At 72.3% G+C, this 14837-nt stretch carries 16 protein-coding genes; 7 read left to right on the top strand and 9 right to left on the bottom strand.

Translation table 11 applies throughout. The annotated features are described in order from the left end of the window. Positions 1 to 59: 59 nt before the first annotated feature. Positions 60 to 665: a GTP cyclohydrolase I FolE gene (gene folE / locus ACIGW2_RS10835; RefSeq protein ID WP_361589498.1), complete on the top strand. Its 606-nt coding sequence runs from the start codon at positions 60 to 62 to the stop codon at positions 663 to 665. Positions 666 to 736: 71 nt separating this feature from the next. After that, a complete protein-coding gene (locus ACIGW2_RS10830; RefSeq protein ID WP_399842804.1) occupies positions 737 to 1726 on the top strand; it encodes a hypothetical protein in 990 nt (329 codons plus the stop codon). A gap of 8 nt (positions 1727 to 1734) precedes the next feature. On the opposite strand, the gene ACIGW2_RS10825 is transcribed toward ACIGW2_RS10830, so the two are convergent. The 6 genes from ACIGW2_RS10825 to ACIGW2_RS10800 all read right to left on the bottom strand — a co-directional run bounded on the left by ACIGW2_RS10825 (position 1735) and on the right by ACIGW2_RS10800 (position 6578). Continuing rightward, positions 1735 to 2223, bottom strand: coding sequence for a DUF3180 domain-containing protein (locus tag ACIGW2_RS10825; protein WP_391654248.1), 489 nt, complete (start codon positions 2221 to 2223; stop codon positions 1735 to 1737). A 55-nt stretch (positions 2224 to 2278) separates the two neighbouring features. Beyond that, positions 2279 to 2878, bottom strand: a complete 600-nt coding sequence (gene folK, locus ACIGW2_RS10820) for a 2-amino-4-hydroxy-6-hydroxymethyldihydropteridine diphosphokinase (protein ID WP_361589490.1) — start codon at positions 2876 to 2878, stop codon at positions 2279 to 2281. After that, the gene (folB, locus tag ACIGW2_RS10815; protein ID WP_265865324.1) at positions 2875 to 3234 is read right to left on the bottom strand and encodes a dihydroneopterin aldolase; all 360 of its coding nucleotides are present in this window, start codon (positions 3232 to 3234) and stop codon (positions 2875 to 2877) included. Before folB ends, folK begins: the two co-directional genes overlap by 4 nt. Positions 3235 to 3355: 121 nt before the next feature. Next, positions 3356 to 3754 carry a nuclear transport factor 2 family protein gene (locus ACIGW2_RS10810; RefSeq protein ID WP_399843502.1) on the bottom strand — a complete coding sequence of 133 codons (399 nt, stop codon included), beginning with the start codon at positions 3752 to 3754 and terminating at the stop codon, positions 3356 to 3358. 68 nt (positions 3755 to 3822) lie between these two features. Beyond that, the gene (gene folP, locus ACIGW2_RS10805) at positions 3823 to 4686 is read right to left on the bottom strand and encodes a dihydropteroate synthase (RefSeq protein WP_391654249.1); all 864 of its coding nucleotides are present in this window, start codon (positions 4684 to 4686) and stop codon (positions 3823 to 3825) included. Between the two features lie 41 nt (positions 4687 to 4727). Continuing rightward, the gene (locus tag ACIGW2_RS10800; protein WP_399842801.1) at positions 4728 to 6578 is read right to left on the bottom strand and encodes a phosphatidylglycerol lysyltransferase domain-containing protein; all 1851 of its coding nucleotides are present in this window, start codon (positions 6576 to 6578) and stop codon (positions 4728 to 4730) included. A gap of 177 nt (positions 6579 to 6755) precedes the next feature. Here ACIGW2_RS10800 and ACIGW2_RS10795 point away from each other — a divergent pair, with 177 nt between their 5' ends. Next, positions 6756 to 7868: an alpha/beta hydrolase gene (locus ACIGW2_RS10795; protein ID WP_391654251.1), complete on the top strand. Its 1113-nt coding sequence runs from the start codon at positions 6756 to 6758 to the stop codon at positions 7866 to 7868. On the opposite strand, the gene ACIGW2_RS10790 is transcribed toward ACIGW2_RS10795, so the two are convergent. Next, positions 7855 to 8856 carry an ABC transporter ATP-binding protein gene (locus tag ACIGW2_RS10790; RefSeq protein ID WP_391654252.1) on the bottom strand — a complete coding sequence of 334 codons (1002 nt, stop codon included), beginning with the start codon at positions 8854 to 8856 and terminating at the stop codon, positions 7855 to 7857. The genes ACIGW2_RS10795 and ACIGW2_RS10790 overlap by 14 nt on opposite strands. 139 nt (positions 8857 to 8995) lie before the next feature. On the opposite strand from ACIGW2_RS10790, the gene ACIGW2_RS10785 reads away from it, so the two are divergent. The 4 genes from ACIGW2_RS10785 to ACIGW2_RS10770 all read left to right on the top strand — a co-directional run bounded on the left by ACIGW2_RS10785 (position 8996) and on the right by ACIGW2_RS10770 (position 12513). Next, positions 8996 to 9709, top strand: a complete 714-nt coding sequence (locus ACIGW2_RS10785; protein ID WP_399842798.1) for an ABC transporter permease — start codon at positions 8996 to 8998, stop codon at positions 9707 to 9709. A gap of 1 nt (position 9710) precedes the next feature. Then, entirely contained in the window at positions 9711 to 10382 is a 672-nt protein-coding gene (locus tag ACIGW2_RS10780; protein WP_391654254.1) for an ABC transporter permease, read from the top strand. Then, positions 10379 to 11368, top strand: coding sequence for an ABC transporter substrate-binding protein (locus tag ACIGW2_RS10775; RefSeq protein ID WP_391654255.1), 990 nt, complete (start codon positions 10379 to 10381; stop codon positions 11366 to 11368). Before ACIGW2_RS10780 ends, ACIGW2_RS10775 begins: the two co-directional genes overlap by 4 nt. Positions 11369 to 11499: 131 nt before the next feature. Continuing rightward, positions 11500 to 12513: a hypothetical protein gene (locus tag ACIGW2_RS10770; protein WP_399842794.1), complete on the top strand. Its 1014-nt coding sequence runs from the start codon at positions 11500 to 11502 to the stop codon at positions 12511 to 12513. Positions 12514 to 12655: 142 nt separating this feature from the next. Here the strand turns inward: ACIGW2_RS10770 and ACIGW2_RS10765 are convergent, their stop codons facing one another. Next, a complete protein-coding gene (locus ACIGW2_RS10765; RefSeq protein ID WP_361589463.1) occupies positions 12656 to 13798 on the bottom strand; it encodes an NADH-quinone oxidoreductase subunit D in 1143 nt (380 codons plus the stop codon). A gap of 33 nt (positions 13799 to 13831) precedes the next feature. Continuing rightward, on the bottom strand, positions 13832 to 14779 hold the full coding sequence (locus ACIGW2_RS10760; RefSeq protein ID WP_391656754.1) for an SAM-dependent methyltransferase: 948 nt from the start codon (positions 14777 to 14779) through the stop codon (positions 13832 to 13834). Positions 14780 to 14837 lie beyond the last annotated feature (58 nt).

Below are 14837 nucleotides of genomic sequence, written 5' to 3'. Positions count from 1 at the left end.
AGCCTGTGGGGGCGCGGCCCTTTCCGCGCCATGTCAGGGACAGACGGAACGAGGCACAGATGACCGACCCGGTGACGCTGGACGGCGAGGGCCCGATCGGCGAGTTCGACGAGAAGCGCGCCGAGAACGCCGTGCGGGAGCTGCTGATCGCGGTCGGCGAGAATCCCGACCGAGAGGGTTTGCAAGAGACTCCTGCGCGCGTTGCACGTGCATATAGGGAATTGCTTGCCGGGATGAGGCAAGAGCCCGAAGACGTCCTGACCACGACTTTTGACATCGGTCACGATGAAATGGTCCTCGTTAAGGACATCGAGCTCGTTAGCTTCTGCGAACATCATTTGCTCCCGTTCCATGGTGTGGCCCATGTGGGCTACATCCCGGCGGAGAGCGGCAAGATCACGGGCCTGTCGAAGCTGGCGCGGCTGGTCGATGTCTTCGCTCGCCGTCCGCAGGTGCAGGAGCGCCTGACAACCCAGATAGCCGATTCGCTGATGAAGATCCTCGACGCGCGCGGGGCGATCGTCGTGATCGAGGCCGAGCACATGTGCATGTCGCTGCGCGGCATCCGCAAGCCGGGCGCGAAGACGACGACCTCGGCGGTGCGTGGCCAACTTCGTGACGCTACTACACGAGCTGAGGCTATGTCCCTGATATTGGCACGTTAGTAGCGGAGTGTCCGCCCTGCTCCATACCGTCCCCGATCAGTGGGATTGATCGCGGATCAAGGGGGATCGGTATGGGGTACGGCCTTTCCAGCAAGATGCTGGTGAACCTGGTGGACGGCTGTGTCCAGGCGAAGAACGTGGCGCCCGGCGGTGCGATGTGGACGCTGGACGGCGACCGGACGGTGCAGACCACGGTCATGGGTGTGACGGCGGTGAAGGGGCGTGAAGCCGTCGACGTGGTCACGGATCACATGACCTTCACCGCGAGCCCGGACTTGCTGCTCGCCACGCCGGACGGTTGGACGCACGCCCGGGACGCGGCGGGGGCGACGGTGGCCTGGACGCCGGCGCGGAAGCTCCGTCGGGAGCGGTTCGCCATCAGGCCGGGGTACGAGTTCGGGTACTTCGTCGGCGCAACCTGCGCTGACGGGACCGTCGGCAAGAACTATGTGTCGCTGGTCGTGAACGAGGAGGACTTCGCGACCCGGTATGCGGCCGCATTGACGGCCTGCACGGGGCTTCCTGCGCGTCTGGAGGCAGTATCCCGGCCGTCCGGCTATCTCAAGCGAGACCTGGCGGGCTTCAGGGTCCGTGTGGTCTCTTCGTACCTCTCTGACGCGCTGAGGCACTACGTGGGCGGGGACGCCCACCACATGCGGCAGCGCTTCCCGCGGGTGGTCCTGCGGGACATCTCCACTTTCCAGGGCTTCCTCGATGGGTACATCGACGGTGACGGCTGCGACAAGAGCCATGGATATGGGCGCGTCATCGCGAGTGCCAACGTGCCGTTCCTGATCGAGGTGGCAGAGATCATCGGAGCCCGGTTCACGCCCAAGCAGCAGCCTGCATCGCAGCTCTACGTGTCGAACCGCTGGCAGAGCCGCGGCACCTTCACCCCCGAGCACCACCGCCTCGACCCGCCCGAGTCCACCTGGGTCCAGGTCCACGAGGTCCGCCCCCGCCCCGCCCTCGGGGCCAAGCCCTTCACCTTCTACAGCTACCGGCTGGCCCCGCACCCCACCTTCCTGGTGAACGGGCATCTGGTGCGTGAGCCCTGGTAGGGGTGCGGTCAGGAGGCCCGGGCCTTGCCCGGGCCCTGGGGGTTCTCGTCGTCCGGGAGTTTGCAGACGCGTTCCAGGAAGAGGGCCGCGGCGATGACCGCGAAGCCGGTGAGGACCGAGGCGGCGGCGTAGATGGCCTGGTCGCGGCGGGCCGGGATGTCGAGGGAGCCGAGGAGGAAGACGCCCGTGCCGCCGTACATGCCGGCGACCAGGGCGGCGACCAGGGCGCTGGCCTGGCCGAAGACGACGGCGCGGGCGGCCATCAGGGGTTCGACGCCCTTGGCGCCGGGGCGGCGCTCGCGCTGGGCCTTGAGGCGGGCGCGCAGCGAGAGGGCCGTGGCGGTGAGGACGACCGCGATGGCGGCGAGGACGATGGGGGCCGCGAGCGGCACGCTGGGGAGCGTGCCGAGCGAGTCCCACAGGCGGGCGGCGCCCCAGGACAGGATGCCGGCGACGAGGAAGAGTCCGGCGAGCACCTTGAGCCGCAGTTGTTTCACCGGGTGTCCTTCGGGTCGTCCGTGTGCCTGTCCGTGTCTTCCTGGAGCGTAACGACTACTCGGGGAGTCGGAGTTCCAGGTCGGTGCGCGGCACGACGCCTTCGGTGCCGATGGCGGTGAGCAGCTGGGCGACGGGGCCGTGTCCGGGGAGCTGGGCCTCGGGGTCGACGTCGTGCCAGGGGGCGAGGACGAAGGCGCGCTGGTGGGCGCGGGGGTGCGGGAGGGTGAGGTGGGGGTCCTCGGAGAGGACGTCGGCGTAGGTGATGATGTCGACGTCGATGGTGCGGGCGCCCCAGCGTTCTTCGCGGACGCGGTGGAAGGCCTCCTCGACGGCGTGGGCGCGCTCCAGGAGCGAGGCCGGGGGGAGGGTGGTGCGGACGAGGACGACGGCGTTGAAGTACGAGGGCTGGCTGCCGGGCTCGACGCCCCAGGGTTCGGTCTCGTAGACGTGGGAGACGGCCTTCACGCGGAGGCCGGGGGTGTCTTCGAGGGCGTCGACGGCGCCCTGGAGGGTTTCCAGGCGGTTGCCGAGGTTGGCGCCGAGGGCGAGGACGGCCCATTTGGGGTTGGAGAGGGTGGTGTCGGCGGCGTCCACGGCGGCGGTGACGGCGGCGGGGACGGGCTGGACGGTGGGGTCGCTGTGCGGGGGCTTCATGCGCGGCTCCGGGTGATGGTGACGGTGACGTCGTCGAAGGGGACGGTGATGGGCGCGTCCGGCTTGTGGACGACGACCTCGACCTCCTGGACGCCGGCGTGCTTGAGGCACTGCTGGGCGATGCGCTCGGCGAGCGTTTCGATGAGGTCCACGGGCTCGCCCTGGACGACGTCGACGACCTCTTCGGCGACGACGCCGTAGTGGACGGTCTTCGTGAGGTCGTCGTCGGCGGCCGCGGCGCGGGTGTCGATGCCGAGGGTGAGGTCGACGATGAAGGTCTGTCCCTCTTCGCGTTCCTTGGGGAAGACGCCGTGGTGCCCTCGGGCCTTGAGGCCGCGCAGCGCGACACGATCCACGCGAATCACTCCTGCTGTCGTAGTTCCGGTGGCCACGCAGCCGGGTGCGGACGGCCGGGTGTCCACCATCGAATCTACCCGCGGGCACCGACAGCCGGACGGGGGGCTCCTGAACGACGGCTCAGTCGGTTGTGGCGTCGGTCTCGTCGGGTTCGGTCTCGGGGATGACGGGCGAGCCGTGGTGGGACCACACCTTCCACCCGTCCGACGTGCGGCGGAAGACGTTGGTGGCGACGACGAGCTGGCCGACGAGGGGTCCGAGTTCGGCGCCGTCCTCGGCGGGTCCGCCGCTGAGGATGTTCTCGGTGCACGTGACGATGGCCACGTCGTCGGCGAGGGAGATCTCGACGTCGGTGAGGAAGAACTGGATGTAGTCGGTGTTGGCCATGATCAGCGCGTACGAGCGGAGGACCTCGCCGCGGCCGGTGAGGACGGGCCAGCCGGGGTGGACGCAGGAGATGGTGGTGGCGCCGTCGTCGAGCCAGAGGTCGGTGACGGTGTCGAAGTCGCCTTGTTCCATCGCTTCGTAGAAGGCGGTGTTGGCGGCTTCGACGGCGGCCCGGTCGGCTTCGCGGGGGCGGGCGTGGGTCACCGGGCTCCTTCGACGGCTCTGGCGACGCGTACGGCGTCGGCGGTGGCGCGGACCTCGTGGACGCGGACGGCCCAGGCGCCTTCGTGGGCGGCGATGGCGGAGACGGCGGCGGTGGCGGCGTCGCGTTCGCGGGCGGGGGGCGGGGCGGCGCCGGGTTCGCGGGTGAGGACGTGGCCGAGGAAGCGCTTGCGGGAGGCGGCGACGAGGAGGGGGCGGCCGAGGGCGCGCAGCTCGGGGAGGTGGGCGACGAGGGCGAGGTCGTGGGGGGCGAGTTTGGCGAAGCCGAGGCCGGGGTCGAGGACGATGCGTTCGGGGGCGATGCCGCCGTCGACGACGGCTTCCATGCGGGTGCGGAGTTCGTTGACGACCTCGGTGACGACGTCGTCGTAGACGGCGAGGCTGTTCATGTTCTCGCTGAAGCCGCGCCAGTGCATGACGACGAAGGGGACGTCGGTGGCGGCGACGGTGGGGATCATGGCGGGGTCGGCGAGGCCGCCGCTGACGTCGTTGACGAGGCGGGCGCCGGCGTCGACGGCGGCGGCGGCGACGCTGGCGCGCATGGTGTCGACGGAGACGGTGACGCCTTCGGTGGCGAGGCCGCGGACGACGGGTATGACGCGGCGGAGTTCTTCGTCCTCGTCGACGCGGGTGGCGCCGGGGCGGGTGGACTCGCCGCCGACGTCGACGAGGTCGGCGCCCTCGGCGACGAGGTCGAGGCCGTGTTTGACGGCGGCCGTGGTGTCGAACCAGCGGCCGCCGTCGGAGAAGGAGTCGGGGGTCACGTTGACCACGCCCATGACCGCGCAGCGGTCCCACTCCGGCAGGCCGTGTGCCGTGCCCCGGTCGGTCGTCGTACTCATGTCTCCAGCGTAGGGCCCGGCGGTGCGGAGGGGCGGTCCGGTCAGGCGGCGCGGACCTCGTGCTCGGCCTGGGAGGGGACGATGTGGGCGCAGGGCCGGGGGGTGGGGGTGGGTCGGCGGCGGGTGAAGGGGCGGGGGAGGGAGAGGTTCACGAAGCCTTCGGCCTGCATGGCGGCGAAGCCGATGCGGGGGAGGTCGCCGCTTTTGCGGTAGACGACGAAGCGGGGTTCCCAGCGGGGCTGGAACTTGGCGTTGAACTTGTAGAGGGACTCGATCTGGAACCAGCGGGAGAGGAAGACGAGGAGGCCGCGCCAGAGCCGGAGGACGGGGCCGGCGCCGATCTTCTCGCCGCGGGCGAGGGCGGCGCGGAACATGGCGAAGTTGAGGGAGACGCGGGTGATGCCGAGGCGGGGGGCCTGCTGGAGGGCGGCGACGATGAGGAGCTCGTTCATGCCGGGGTCGGCGGCGCGGTCGCGGCGCATGAGTTCCAGGGACATGCCGTCGGGGCCCCAGGGGACGAAGTGGATGATGGCTTTCAGGTCGCCGTGGGGGGAGTGGGCGCCGTCGGTGCCTTCGGGGTCGTCTTTGTGGGCGGTCGCTATGACCGCCTCGCCGTCGCCGGGGCCGCCGATGCGGCCGAGGGCCATGGAGAAGCCGCGTTCGGTGTCGGTGCCGCGCCAGGCTTCGGCGGCGCGGCGGATCTGGTCGAGTTCGGTCTCGGTGAGTTCGGAGACGCGGCGGACCTTGGTGGTGTAGCCGTTGCGTTCGATGCGCTTGACCATTTGGCGGACGTTGCGCATGGCGCGGCCGGAGAGGGAGAAGTCGGCGACGTCGACGACGGCCTCGTCGCCGAGTTCGAGGGCGTCGAGTCCGGTTTCGCGGGTCCAGACCTGGCCGCCGGTCTCGGAGCAGCCCATGACGGCGGGGGTCCAGGAGTGGGCCTTGGCCTCGTCCATGAAGCGTTCGATGGCGCCGGGCCAGGCTTCGACGTCGCCGATGGGGTCGCCGCTGGCGAGCATGACGCCGGAGACGACGCGGTAGCAGACGGCGGCCTTGCCGCTGGGGGAGAAGACGACGCCCTTGTCGCGGCGGAGGGCGAAGTGGCCGAGGGAGTCGCGGGCGCCGTGCTTGTCGAGGAGGGCGCGGAGGCGTGCTTCGTCGTCCTCGGTGAGCCGGGCGGCGGGGTGCTCGGGGCGGAAGGCGAGGTAGATGGTGGTGAGGGCGGTGAGCATGCCGAGGGCGCCGAGGGAGTAGCCGACGGTCCAGCCGGTGTTGCCGGCGTAGTCGACGGGGCCTTCGACGCCGAACAGGCCGTAGAGCACGTGTTCGAGGCGGTCGGTGAGGCTGGGGCTGCCGATGACGCGGCGCGGGTGGGCGCTGACGATCACGAGGCCGAGGGCGAGGGAGCCGGCGCCCATGAGGACGAAGTTGGCCAGGGCGCGCCAGCGGCTGCGCGGGTCGGGCAGGGCGGCGAACTGGTCGCGGTGCACGCCGAGCAGGGTGAGCAGGGCGAGGGAGAGGACGGCGCCGGTGATGGAGTGGCGCCAGACGAGCTGGGCGGCGGCGCCGAGGGGCAGCAGGATGACGGCGGCGCGCCAGGCGCGGCGCTTGTGGCGCTTGAGGCCGTGGGCGAGCAGGAGCAGGAGGACGCCGGCGCTGAGTGAGAGGGCGGCGGAGAGCGGCCCCAGGGTGCCGGGCAGGACCTCGGCGGCGGCGTGCATGCGGCTGGCGCGGAACCGCGGGAGGACTCCCGCGGCGATGTCGATCAGGCCGATGAGCGTGCAGGCCGTGCCGACGAGCGCCGGGACCTTCTCCGGTCGGGGGCCGCGTACGATCCGCCGCACCCGATCCGGAACCGATCCGGATTTGTCCCCATCTACCGTGACAGACATCGCTTCCCGTACTTCCCGTGGTTCCGCGAGAGATCGTTGATGATCCGGCGGGCCGCGGCGCTGGGGCGGGCCGTGCCGGAGGGTTTTGCGCCTTCTAGGACGGAGCAGCGATGGGGCGGGTTCACTCGCTCTACCGGAAATCTCAGGGAAAAATCAGGAAGAAAGCTCGGACGTCACATGGGTCTCACCAGCAACAAAGTCCTCGCGCTGGCGGTCGTGCTGGCCGTGGTGTTCTTCGTCGCCACGGTCTGGCTCTGGCCTCGGCTCGCGCGCGGCGGCTGGAAGGCCGTCGTGGGGCGGATCGGCCTGCTGCTCGCCACCCAGCTGGCCCTGTTCGCCTCGCTCGGGCTGGCGGCGAACAAGTCCTTCCTCTTCTACGGCTCCTGGGCCGACCTGTTCGGCCAGGAGCAGGAGCTCGGGGTGGTCGTGGACCACTCGGCGGGCTCCCGGGACGTGCAGGTGGTCGGCACCCAGGCGCTGGACGTGCCGGGCGGCGGGCGGCCCTCGGTCGGCGGGCAGATACAGAAGGTGGTCATAGCGGGCGCGAAGTCGGGGATCGACTCGCCGGCGTACGTGTACCTGCCGCCGGAGTACTTCCAGAGCCGGTACGCGAAGTCGACGTTCCCGGCCTCGGTGGTGCTCACCGGCTATCCGGGCACGGCGGAGAACCTGATCAAGGGCCTGAAGTACCCCCGGACGGCCTATCAGCAGGCCAAGGAGGGGAAGATGCAGCCGATGATCCTGGTGATGCTGCGTCCGACGGTGGCGCCGCCCCGGGACACCGAGTGCGTGGACGTGCCGGGCGGGCCGCAGACGGAGACCTTCTTCGCCGAGGACCTGCCGCGGGCGATCTCGCAGACCTACCGGGTCGGGACGCACGCCCGGAACTGGGGTTTCATGGGCAACTCGACCGGCGGCTACTGCGCCCTGAAGATCGTGCTGCACCACCCGGACCGGTTCGCGGCGGGCGCCGGCCTCTCCGCGTACTACAAGGCGGCGGACGACGTGACGACCGGCGATCTGTTCCACGGGAACAAGGCCGCGAAGAACCGGGCCGACCTGCTGTGGAGCCTGGACCACACGCCCCGGCGGAACACCTCGTTCCTGGTGACCTCCTCGAAGCGGGGCGAGGGCAACCTGAAGGCGACGAAGGAGTTCATCCGCAAGGTGAAGGCCCCGGCCCGGGTCTCGTCGATCATCCTCGACAGCGGCGGCCACAACTTCAACACCTGGAACCGGGAGATCCCGCCCGGCCTGGTGTGGATGGCCGGCCGGCTCAGCGCGAGCTGACCGCCTCGGCGGTACGGCGCAGGGCGCGGTGGACCCCGGCCGTGGTGAGGGAGCCCAGCACCCGGTCGGGCGCGCCGGGCGCGTGCACGGCGACCCGGCCGGCGTCGTGCTGGAGCAGCACGGCGAGGGCGTCCTTCAGGGAGGCGCCGAGCGGGACGGCGGGGTGCGCGGCCGGGGCCGGGCCGTCGGCCGGGGACTCCGGGCGGGCCTCCGGGGCCTCCAGGTCGGCCTCGGTGAGCGGGGTGACGGCGAGCCGTTTCAGGGCCCGGTCCGCGCCGACGAAGTCGGCGACGTACGGGGTGGCGGGGGCGCCGAGGACGGTGGCGGGGGCGGCGAACTGCTCGATGCGGCCCTGTCCGTAGACGGCGATCCGGTCGCCGAGCCGGACCGCCTCCTCCAGGTCGTGGGTGACCAGCAGCACGGTCTTGCGGACGGTGGCCTGGAGCCGGAGGAACTCGTTCTGCAGGTGCTCGCGCACCACCGGGTCGACCGCGCCGAAGGGCTCGTCCATGAGCAGCACCGGCGGGTCGGCGGCGAGCGCGCGGGCCACGCCGACCCGCTGGCGCTGCCCGCCGGACAGCTGCTCGGGGTAGCGGCCGCCGTAGGTGCCGGGGTCGAGGCCGACCAGGTCGAGGAGTTCGGCGGCCCGTTCGCGGGCCCTGGCCTTCTTCCAGCCGAGCAGGGCGGGGACGGTGGCGGTGTTGTCGAGGACGGTGCGGTGCGGGAAGAGGCCGACCTGCTGGATGACGTAGCCGATGGTGCGGCGCAGGGCGACCGGGTCGACGGCGGCGACGTCCTTCCCGCCGAGCAGGATCCGGCCGGAACTGGGCTCGACGAGCCGGTTGACCATCTTCATGGTGGTGGTCTTGCCGCAGCCGGACGGGCCGACGAGCGTGACCAGTTCACCCTCGGCGACCTCGAAGGACAGGTCGTCGACGGCCGTCGTGCCGTCCTCGTACCGCTTGGTCACGTGCTCGAACCGGATCATGGTTCCCCATTCTGACCCGTCCCGGCCGGAGTTGTGTGAAGGAAGTATTTCCACACTGTGGCGTTCCCCGGTGAGGGTCGGTGGCGGGGGTTAGGGTCGCCAGACGGATGTTCGAGGGCGGGTGAGGGGAGGGGTGCGCATGGCCGGGGCGAACTGCCTGGTGACGAACGACTGGATCTGCGGGGAGTATCTGCGCAGCCGCGCCCGGGAGTTGACGGACGCTACGCTCCAGCATGTGGGAATCACCGTGGCGTCGGTGCTGATCGGCCTCGCCGTCGCCGTCCCGCTCGCCCTCCTGGTGCGCGCCCGGCCCCGCTGGGCCGGCCCGGTCCTCGGCCTCACCACCCTGCTCTACACGGTCCCTTCGCTCGCGATGTTCTCGCTGCTGCTCCCCTTCCTCGGCCTGTCGACCGCGCTCGTCGTCACCGGTCTCGTGCTCTACTCCCTCACCATCCTGGTCCGCGGCGTCCTGGCCGGCCTCGCCGCCGTGCCCGCCGAGACCCGGGAGGCCGCCCGCGGCATGGGGTACGGGCCGGGCCGGCTGCTCTGGGAGGTCGAACTGCCCCTGGCGCTCCCGGCCCTGATGGCCGGCATACGGATGGCGACGGTCTCCACGATCGCGCTCACCACCGTCGGGGCCGTCGTCGGCCGCGGCGGCCTGGGCAATCTGATCGAGGACGCGCTGCCCACCTTCTTCAAGGCCCAGGTGCTCGCCGCCGCCGTGCTGTGCGTGCTCCTCGCGGTCGCCGCCGACCTGCTGCTGCTCGGCCTCCAGCGGCTCCTCACGCCCTGGACGAGGACCGGGACCAGGACCGCGACCCGGGCCGGGGCGCGCCGCGCGGGAGGTGTGTGACGTGGCGGTGGTCGCGGACACCTGGAGCTGGCTCACCACCGGCGCCCACTGGACCGGCGAGAGCGGCGTGGGGCACCGGCTCGCCGAGCACCTGTACGTGAGCGCGACGGCCCTGCTCCTCGCCTGCGCCGTCGCCCTGCCGCTCGGCCTCTGGCTCGGCCACCTCGGCCGGGGCGGCGCGCTCGCGGTCAACGTCTCCAACGCGGGCCGGGCCGTCCCGGTCTTCGCGGTCCTCGCCCTCTTCATGGTCTCGCCGCTGCGCAACGCGGGCTACGTGCCGACGGTCGTCGCGCTCGTCCTCTTCGCGATACCCCCACTGCTCACCCACGCCTACGTGGGCGTGCGGGAGGTGGACCGGGCCGTCGTGGAGGCCGCCCGCGGCATGGGCATGTCCGGCGGGCAGCTCTTCCGCGCGGTGGAGCTGCCGCTCGCCCGGCCCCTGCTGATGACCGGACTGCGCTCCGCCGCCGTCCAGGTGGTCGCCACCGCGACCATCGCCGCCATGGTCGGCCAGGGCGGCCTCGGCCGGGTCATCACCGCCGGGTTCAACACCTACAACACACCGCAGGTGGTCGCGGGCGCCGTGCTCGTGGCCCTGCTCGCCCTTCTCGTCGAGGGGCTGCTCGTGGCAGCGGACCGCTTGCTCGGCCGCGCCGCACGACCGAAGGGATGATCTTTGTGAGCAGGAGCTTGCGCCGCACGGGAGCGGTCCTGGGCGCGACGGCGCTGGCCGTCTCGCTCGCCGCCTGCGGGGGCGGCGACAGCCTGGAGCAGTCCAAGTCCGGTGGCGCGGACGGCGGGAGCGGCGGCGGCAAGGGCGCGGTCGTGGTCGGCGCCGCCGCGTTCACCGAGGCGAAGGTGCTCGCCGCGCTCTACGCCCAGGTGCTGGAGGACGCCGGATACTCCGCGAGCGTCACCACCGTGAAGAATCGCGAGCTGTACGAACCGGCCCTGGAGAAGGGCGAGATCGACGTCGTGCCGGAATACGCGGCCACGCTCGCGGAATTCCTCAACGCGAAGGTGAACGGTGCGGACGCGCCCACGGCGAAGCCGGTCGCCTCCGGTGACCCGGCCGCCACCGCACAGGCCCTGAAGGCGCTCGCCGAGCCGCGCGGACTGAAGGTCCTCCCGTACGGCGGGGCCGTCGACCAGAACGCCTTCGCGGTGAGCAAGGAATTCGCGGAGAAGAACAAGCTGACCACGCTTTCCGATCTCGGCCGCTCCGGGCTCAAGGTGAAGATCGCCGCCGGCGACGAATGCGAGATCCGCCCCTTCTGCGCGCCGGGCCTGAAGAAGACGTACGGCATCGACGTGACCGGCGTCGACCCCAAGGGAGTCGGCACCCCGCAGGCCAAGCAGGCCGTCAAGGACGGGGTGGACCAGCTGGTCCTCACCACCACCACGGACGCCACCCTGGGCTCCTTCGGACTCGTCCTCCTCAAGGACGACAAGAAGCTGCAGAACGCGGACAACGTGCTGCCGGTCGTCAACGCCCGGGACGCCGGAGCACCCGGCATAGCCGCCGCCCTGGAGAAGATCACCAAGGCCCTCACCACGGCGGATCTCGCCGAACTCAACCGCCGGGTCGACGCCGAGCGGCAGAAGCCCGAGGACGTCGCCCGCGCCTATCTGCAGTCGAAGGGGCTGCTCAAGAAGTAGACCCGGGACAAGGGGAGTCGGCCGGGCCTGTCCGGAAAGGCGGACGGGCCCGGCCGGCGACGGCGAGAACTCGCCAAGAGATTGCCGGGGTGGCCCCCCATACCGCGCCTACGCACGGTAAATTTCAGGCCATGCCACGTGGACGCCACCGCCATTCCCCGCCCCTGCACAAGCTCCTGCCGCCCTCGGCGGTCGCCGGGGCTTCGGTCGCCTGTGCCGCGGGCGCCTGGCTGCTCGGCGACCCGGTGGTGCTGCGGCTGCTCGTCGCGGCCGCGGCGGCCGCCGCCGTCACCGGCGCCGTCCTCATGCGCAGTTGGGACCGCGGCGCCGGCCGCCAGGTCGCCGAACTCACCCGGGCCCGCACCGCCGACCAGTGGAAGCACGAGGAGCGGATCGCCGAGCTGGAGTCCGACCTGGAGGAGTCGCGCGAGCTGCGCACCCGCCTGGACGCCAAGCTCCGCGCCAAGCGCGTCGAGCTGGCCGGCCTGCGCACCGAGCACGCCGACCTGCTCCGCCGCTACGCCACGGCGGAGACCGAGCGCGCCAGCGCCCTGGAGGGCCGCCGCGTGCTCGCCCTGGAGTCCTCCGCGGCGACCCCCGCCAAGGAGCTCCCGGTCGCCGGGAGCACGCCGACCCCCGAGGCCTACCGCCGGGCCGCCGAGGCCCTGCGCAGGCTCGCGGGCGAGCCGGAGCAGGCCGCTGAGCCCGAGCCCGAGCCGGAGACGGCACCCGAGGCCGCTCCCGAGCCCGCGAGCGCTTCCGAGGCCCCGGCGCCCGAGGGCCCGGCCGGCGGCGACACCCACACCAAGGCCCCCGCGATGCGCCACGTGCCCGCCGCGGCCGCGATCGTCCCGTACGCCCAGCGCCGCCCCGCCGCCCGCCCCTCCGGCGGCTTCGACTACTTCGGCACCCAGAGCACCCGGCCCGCGATCGGCGCCAAGAAGGCCGCCGCCGCGATCGAGGCCGTCCAGGACACCGACCTGGCCGACGTCGTCGGCGAGGAGGTGCTCGCCGCCGCCGCCGCGCCGCAGACCGCGGAGCCGCGCGCGACGGGCCAGGTCGTCGGCCAGGTCATCGACCTGACCGCGCACGACGAGACCGAGCAGCTCGACGTGGCGGAGCTGCGCGGCGCGGTCAGTTCGTAACGGCGGCACGGACGCGGCGGAACGCAAACGGCAGAAGCGGCGGGCGCCGGTGGGGGAATCCACCGGCGCCCGCCGCTTCGTCGCTGCCGCTGTTCGCCGACGCGCTCTTCGCCGAGGCCGCTACTTGTCGCTTACTTGTCGACTACTTGTCGATGTCGCCGACCACGAAGAACAGCGAGCCGAGGATCGCGACCATGTCAGCGACCAGTGTCCCCGGCAGCAGCTCCACCAGCGCCTGGATGTTGTTGTACGAGGCCGAGCGCAGCTTCAGCCGGTACGGGGTCTTCTCGCCCTTGGAGACGAGGTAGTAGCCGTTGATGCCGAGCGGGTTCTCGGTCCAGGCGTAGGTGTGCCCCTCCGGCGCCTTCAGGACCTTCGGCAGCCGCTGGTTGATCGGCCCCTGCGGCAGCTCGTCGAGCCGGTCCAGGCAGGCGTCGGCGAGTTCCAGCGCGTTGTGCGTCTGGTCCAGCAGGCACTCGAAGCGCGCCAGGCAGTCGCCCTCGGTCCGGGTCACCACCCGCAGCACGTCCCGGAGCTCCCCGTACGCGAGGTAGGGCTCGTCCCGGCGCAGGTCGAAGTCGACGCCCGAGGCCCGCGCGATCGGCCCCGACACCCCGTACGCGTGCACCGTCTCCGGGCTCAGCACCCCGACCCCGCGCGTGCGGCCGCGGAAGATCTCGTTGCCGAGGACCAGCCGGTCGTAGACGTCCATCCGGGAGCGCACGTCCGCGACGGCCTGCCGGGCCCGGCCCAGCCAGCCCGCCGGCAGGTCCTCCTTCAGGCCGCCGACCCGGTTGAACATGTAGTGCATCCGGCCGCCGGAGACCTCCTCCATGACCGTCTGGAGCTCCTCGCGCTCGCGGAAGGCGTGGAAGACGGGCGTGATGCCGCCCAGTTCGAGCGGGTACGAGCCGAGGAACATCAGGTGGTTGAGCACCCGGTTCAGCTCGGCGAGCAGGGTCCGCGTCCACACCGCCCGCTCGGGCACCTCCATGCCGAGCATCCGCTCCACGGCCATGACGACCCCGAGCTCGTTGGAGAAGGCCGACAGCCAGTCGTGACGGTTGGCCAGCATGATGATCTGGCGGTAGTCCCGGGCCTCGAAGAGCTTCTCCGCGCCGCGGTGCATGTAGCCGACCACCGGCTCGGCCTCGCGCACGACCTCGCCGTCGAGCACCAGGCGCAGCCGGAGCACGCCGTGCGTGGAGGGATGCTGCGGGCCGATGTTCAGCACCATGTCGGTGCTCTCCGCCGCGCCGCCGATGCCGACCGTGGTCTCCGTCATGCGGCCAGTATCTCGTGTGCCCGCGGGTCCCGGTCAGGCACCCGCCGGGCCGGGGACCCGCTGGACCAGCCACCGGAAACCGCCGAGCCCGCCGGGCGCCGTCAGCTCGGCGGCCTCGCCCGCCGCGGCGAGCGCGCGCACGTATCCGGCGGGGTCCGCCCCGGCGAGGGCGAGCGGCGGGCGGGTCCCGGTCACGCCCAGCTCGTGCAGCGCCTCGCGCTGGGTGAGCAGCCGGGTCGCGGCGGCGTCCGGCACGGCCGCCGCGCAGGCGTCCAGGGCGACGTGCGCGGTCAGGTCCCGGCTGCCGTCGGGCACCGGCGGCACCTCGCGGCCCTCCCGGAAGCCGGTGAGGGTGCCGAAGGGCGGCCGGGCGGGGGCCAGGTGCGCGTAGTCCACGGCCACCGCGGTGGAGCCCGGGCCGAGCGCGCCGACCGCCGCCGCCCAGGCCTCGTCGCGGCTCCGGCCGATCTCCGCCCGCTCGCCCGGCCCGCGCAGCGGCCACCAGCGCGCCAGCCAGTCCGCGTCCGCGCCGGTCACGGGCGCGCCGAGCCGCTCCGTGCCGGCCGCGTCCACCTCGACGTACCGGGCGGTGCCGTCCTCGTCGGCCTCGGCCACGTCCACCGGCACGTTGTCCAGCCACTCGTTCGCGAACAGCAGCCCGCGCGCGCCCGCGGGGACGCGGTCGGTCCAGGTGATCCGGGGGTCGAGTCCGGCCGGCCGGGCGGCGCGCTCCACTCCGTACGCCCGGATCCGCAGACCGGCCGGGGCGGCGGCGAGCACCCCGGTGAGCAGCTCGCCCCGGCCCGCGCCCACGTCCACGAGGGCCGGCTCGTCGGTGCCCAGCTCGTCGGCCACCCGGGCGAGCAGCCGGGCCACCGCGCCCGCGAAGAGCGGGGAGGCGTGCACCGAGGTGCGGAAGTGCCCGGCCGGGCCCTCGGGCCGCAGGAAGAAGCCTCCGGGGCCGTACAGCGCCCGCTCCATGGCCTCGCGCCACCCTCGCCAATCCGGCCACTGACACGTCTCGTCCGTCACGTGCCCC

Origin of the sequence: Streptomyces sp. NPDC053541, from assembly GCF_044544705.1 — a bacterium.
GTDB lineage: Bacteria > Actinomycetota > Actinomycetes > Streptomycetales > Streptomycetaceae > Streptomyces.
This window is presented reverse-complemented; position numbering and strand designations above follow the sequence as displayed.

Excerpts from the sequence above, each read along its gene's own strand:
- ACIGW2_RS10760 (WP_391656754.1), bottom strand. The coding sequence starts at position 14,779 with ATGGAGCGGGCGCTGTACGGCCCCGGAGGCTTCTTCCTGCGGCCCGAG.
- ACIGW2_RS10800 (WP_399842801.1), bottom strand. The coding sequence starts at position 6,578 with ATGTCTGTCACGGTAGATGGGGACAAATCCGGATCGGTTCCGGATCGG.
- ACIGW2_RS10795 (WP_391654251.1), top strand. The coding sequence starts at position 6,756 with ATGGGTCTCACCAGCAACAAAGTCCTCGCGCTGGCGGTCGTGCTGGCC.
- ACIGW2_RS10765 (WP_361589463.1), bottom strand. The coding sequence starts at position 13,798 with ATGACGGAGACCACGGTCGGCATCGGCGGCGCGGCGGAGAGCACCGAC.
- ACIGW2_RS10830 (WP_399842804.1), top strand. The coding sequence starts at position 737 with ATGGGGTACGGCCTTTCCAGCAAGATGCTGGTGAACCTGGTGGACGGC.
- folE (WP_361589498.1), top strand. The coding sequence starts at position 60 with ATGACCGACCCGGTGACGCTGGACGGCGAGGGCCCGATCGGCGAGTTC.
- ACIGW2_RS10810 (WP_399843502.1), bottom strand. The coding sequence starts at position 3,754 with ATGGAACAAGGCGACTTCGACACCGTCACCGACCTCTGGCTCGACGAC.
- ACIGW2_RS10770 (WP_399842794.1), top strand. The coding sequence starts at position 11,500 with ATGCCACGTGGACGCCACCGCCATTCCCCGCCCCTGCACAAGCTCCTG.
- folK (WP_361589490.1), bottom strand. The coding sequence starts at position 2,878 with ATGAAGCCCCCGCACAGCGACCCCACCGTCCAGCCCGTCCCCGCCGCC.
- ACIGW2_RS10790 (WP_391654252.1), bottom strand. The coding sequence starts at position 8,856 with ATGATCCGGTTCGAGCACGTGACCAAGCGGTACGAGGACGGCACGACG.
- folP (WP_391654249.1), bottom strand. The coding sequence starts at position 4,686 with ATGAGTACGACGACCGACCGGGGCACGGCACACGGCCTGCCGGAGTGG.
- ACIGW2_RS10785 (WP_399842798.1), top strand. The coding sequence starts at position 8,996 with ATGGCCGGGGCGAACTGCCTGGTGACGAACGACTGGATCTGCGGGGAG.
- ACIGW2_RS10775 (WP_391654255.1), top strand. The coding sequence starts at position 10,379 with ATGATCTTTGTGAGCAGGAGCTTGCGCCGCACGGGAGCGGTCCTGGGC.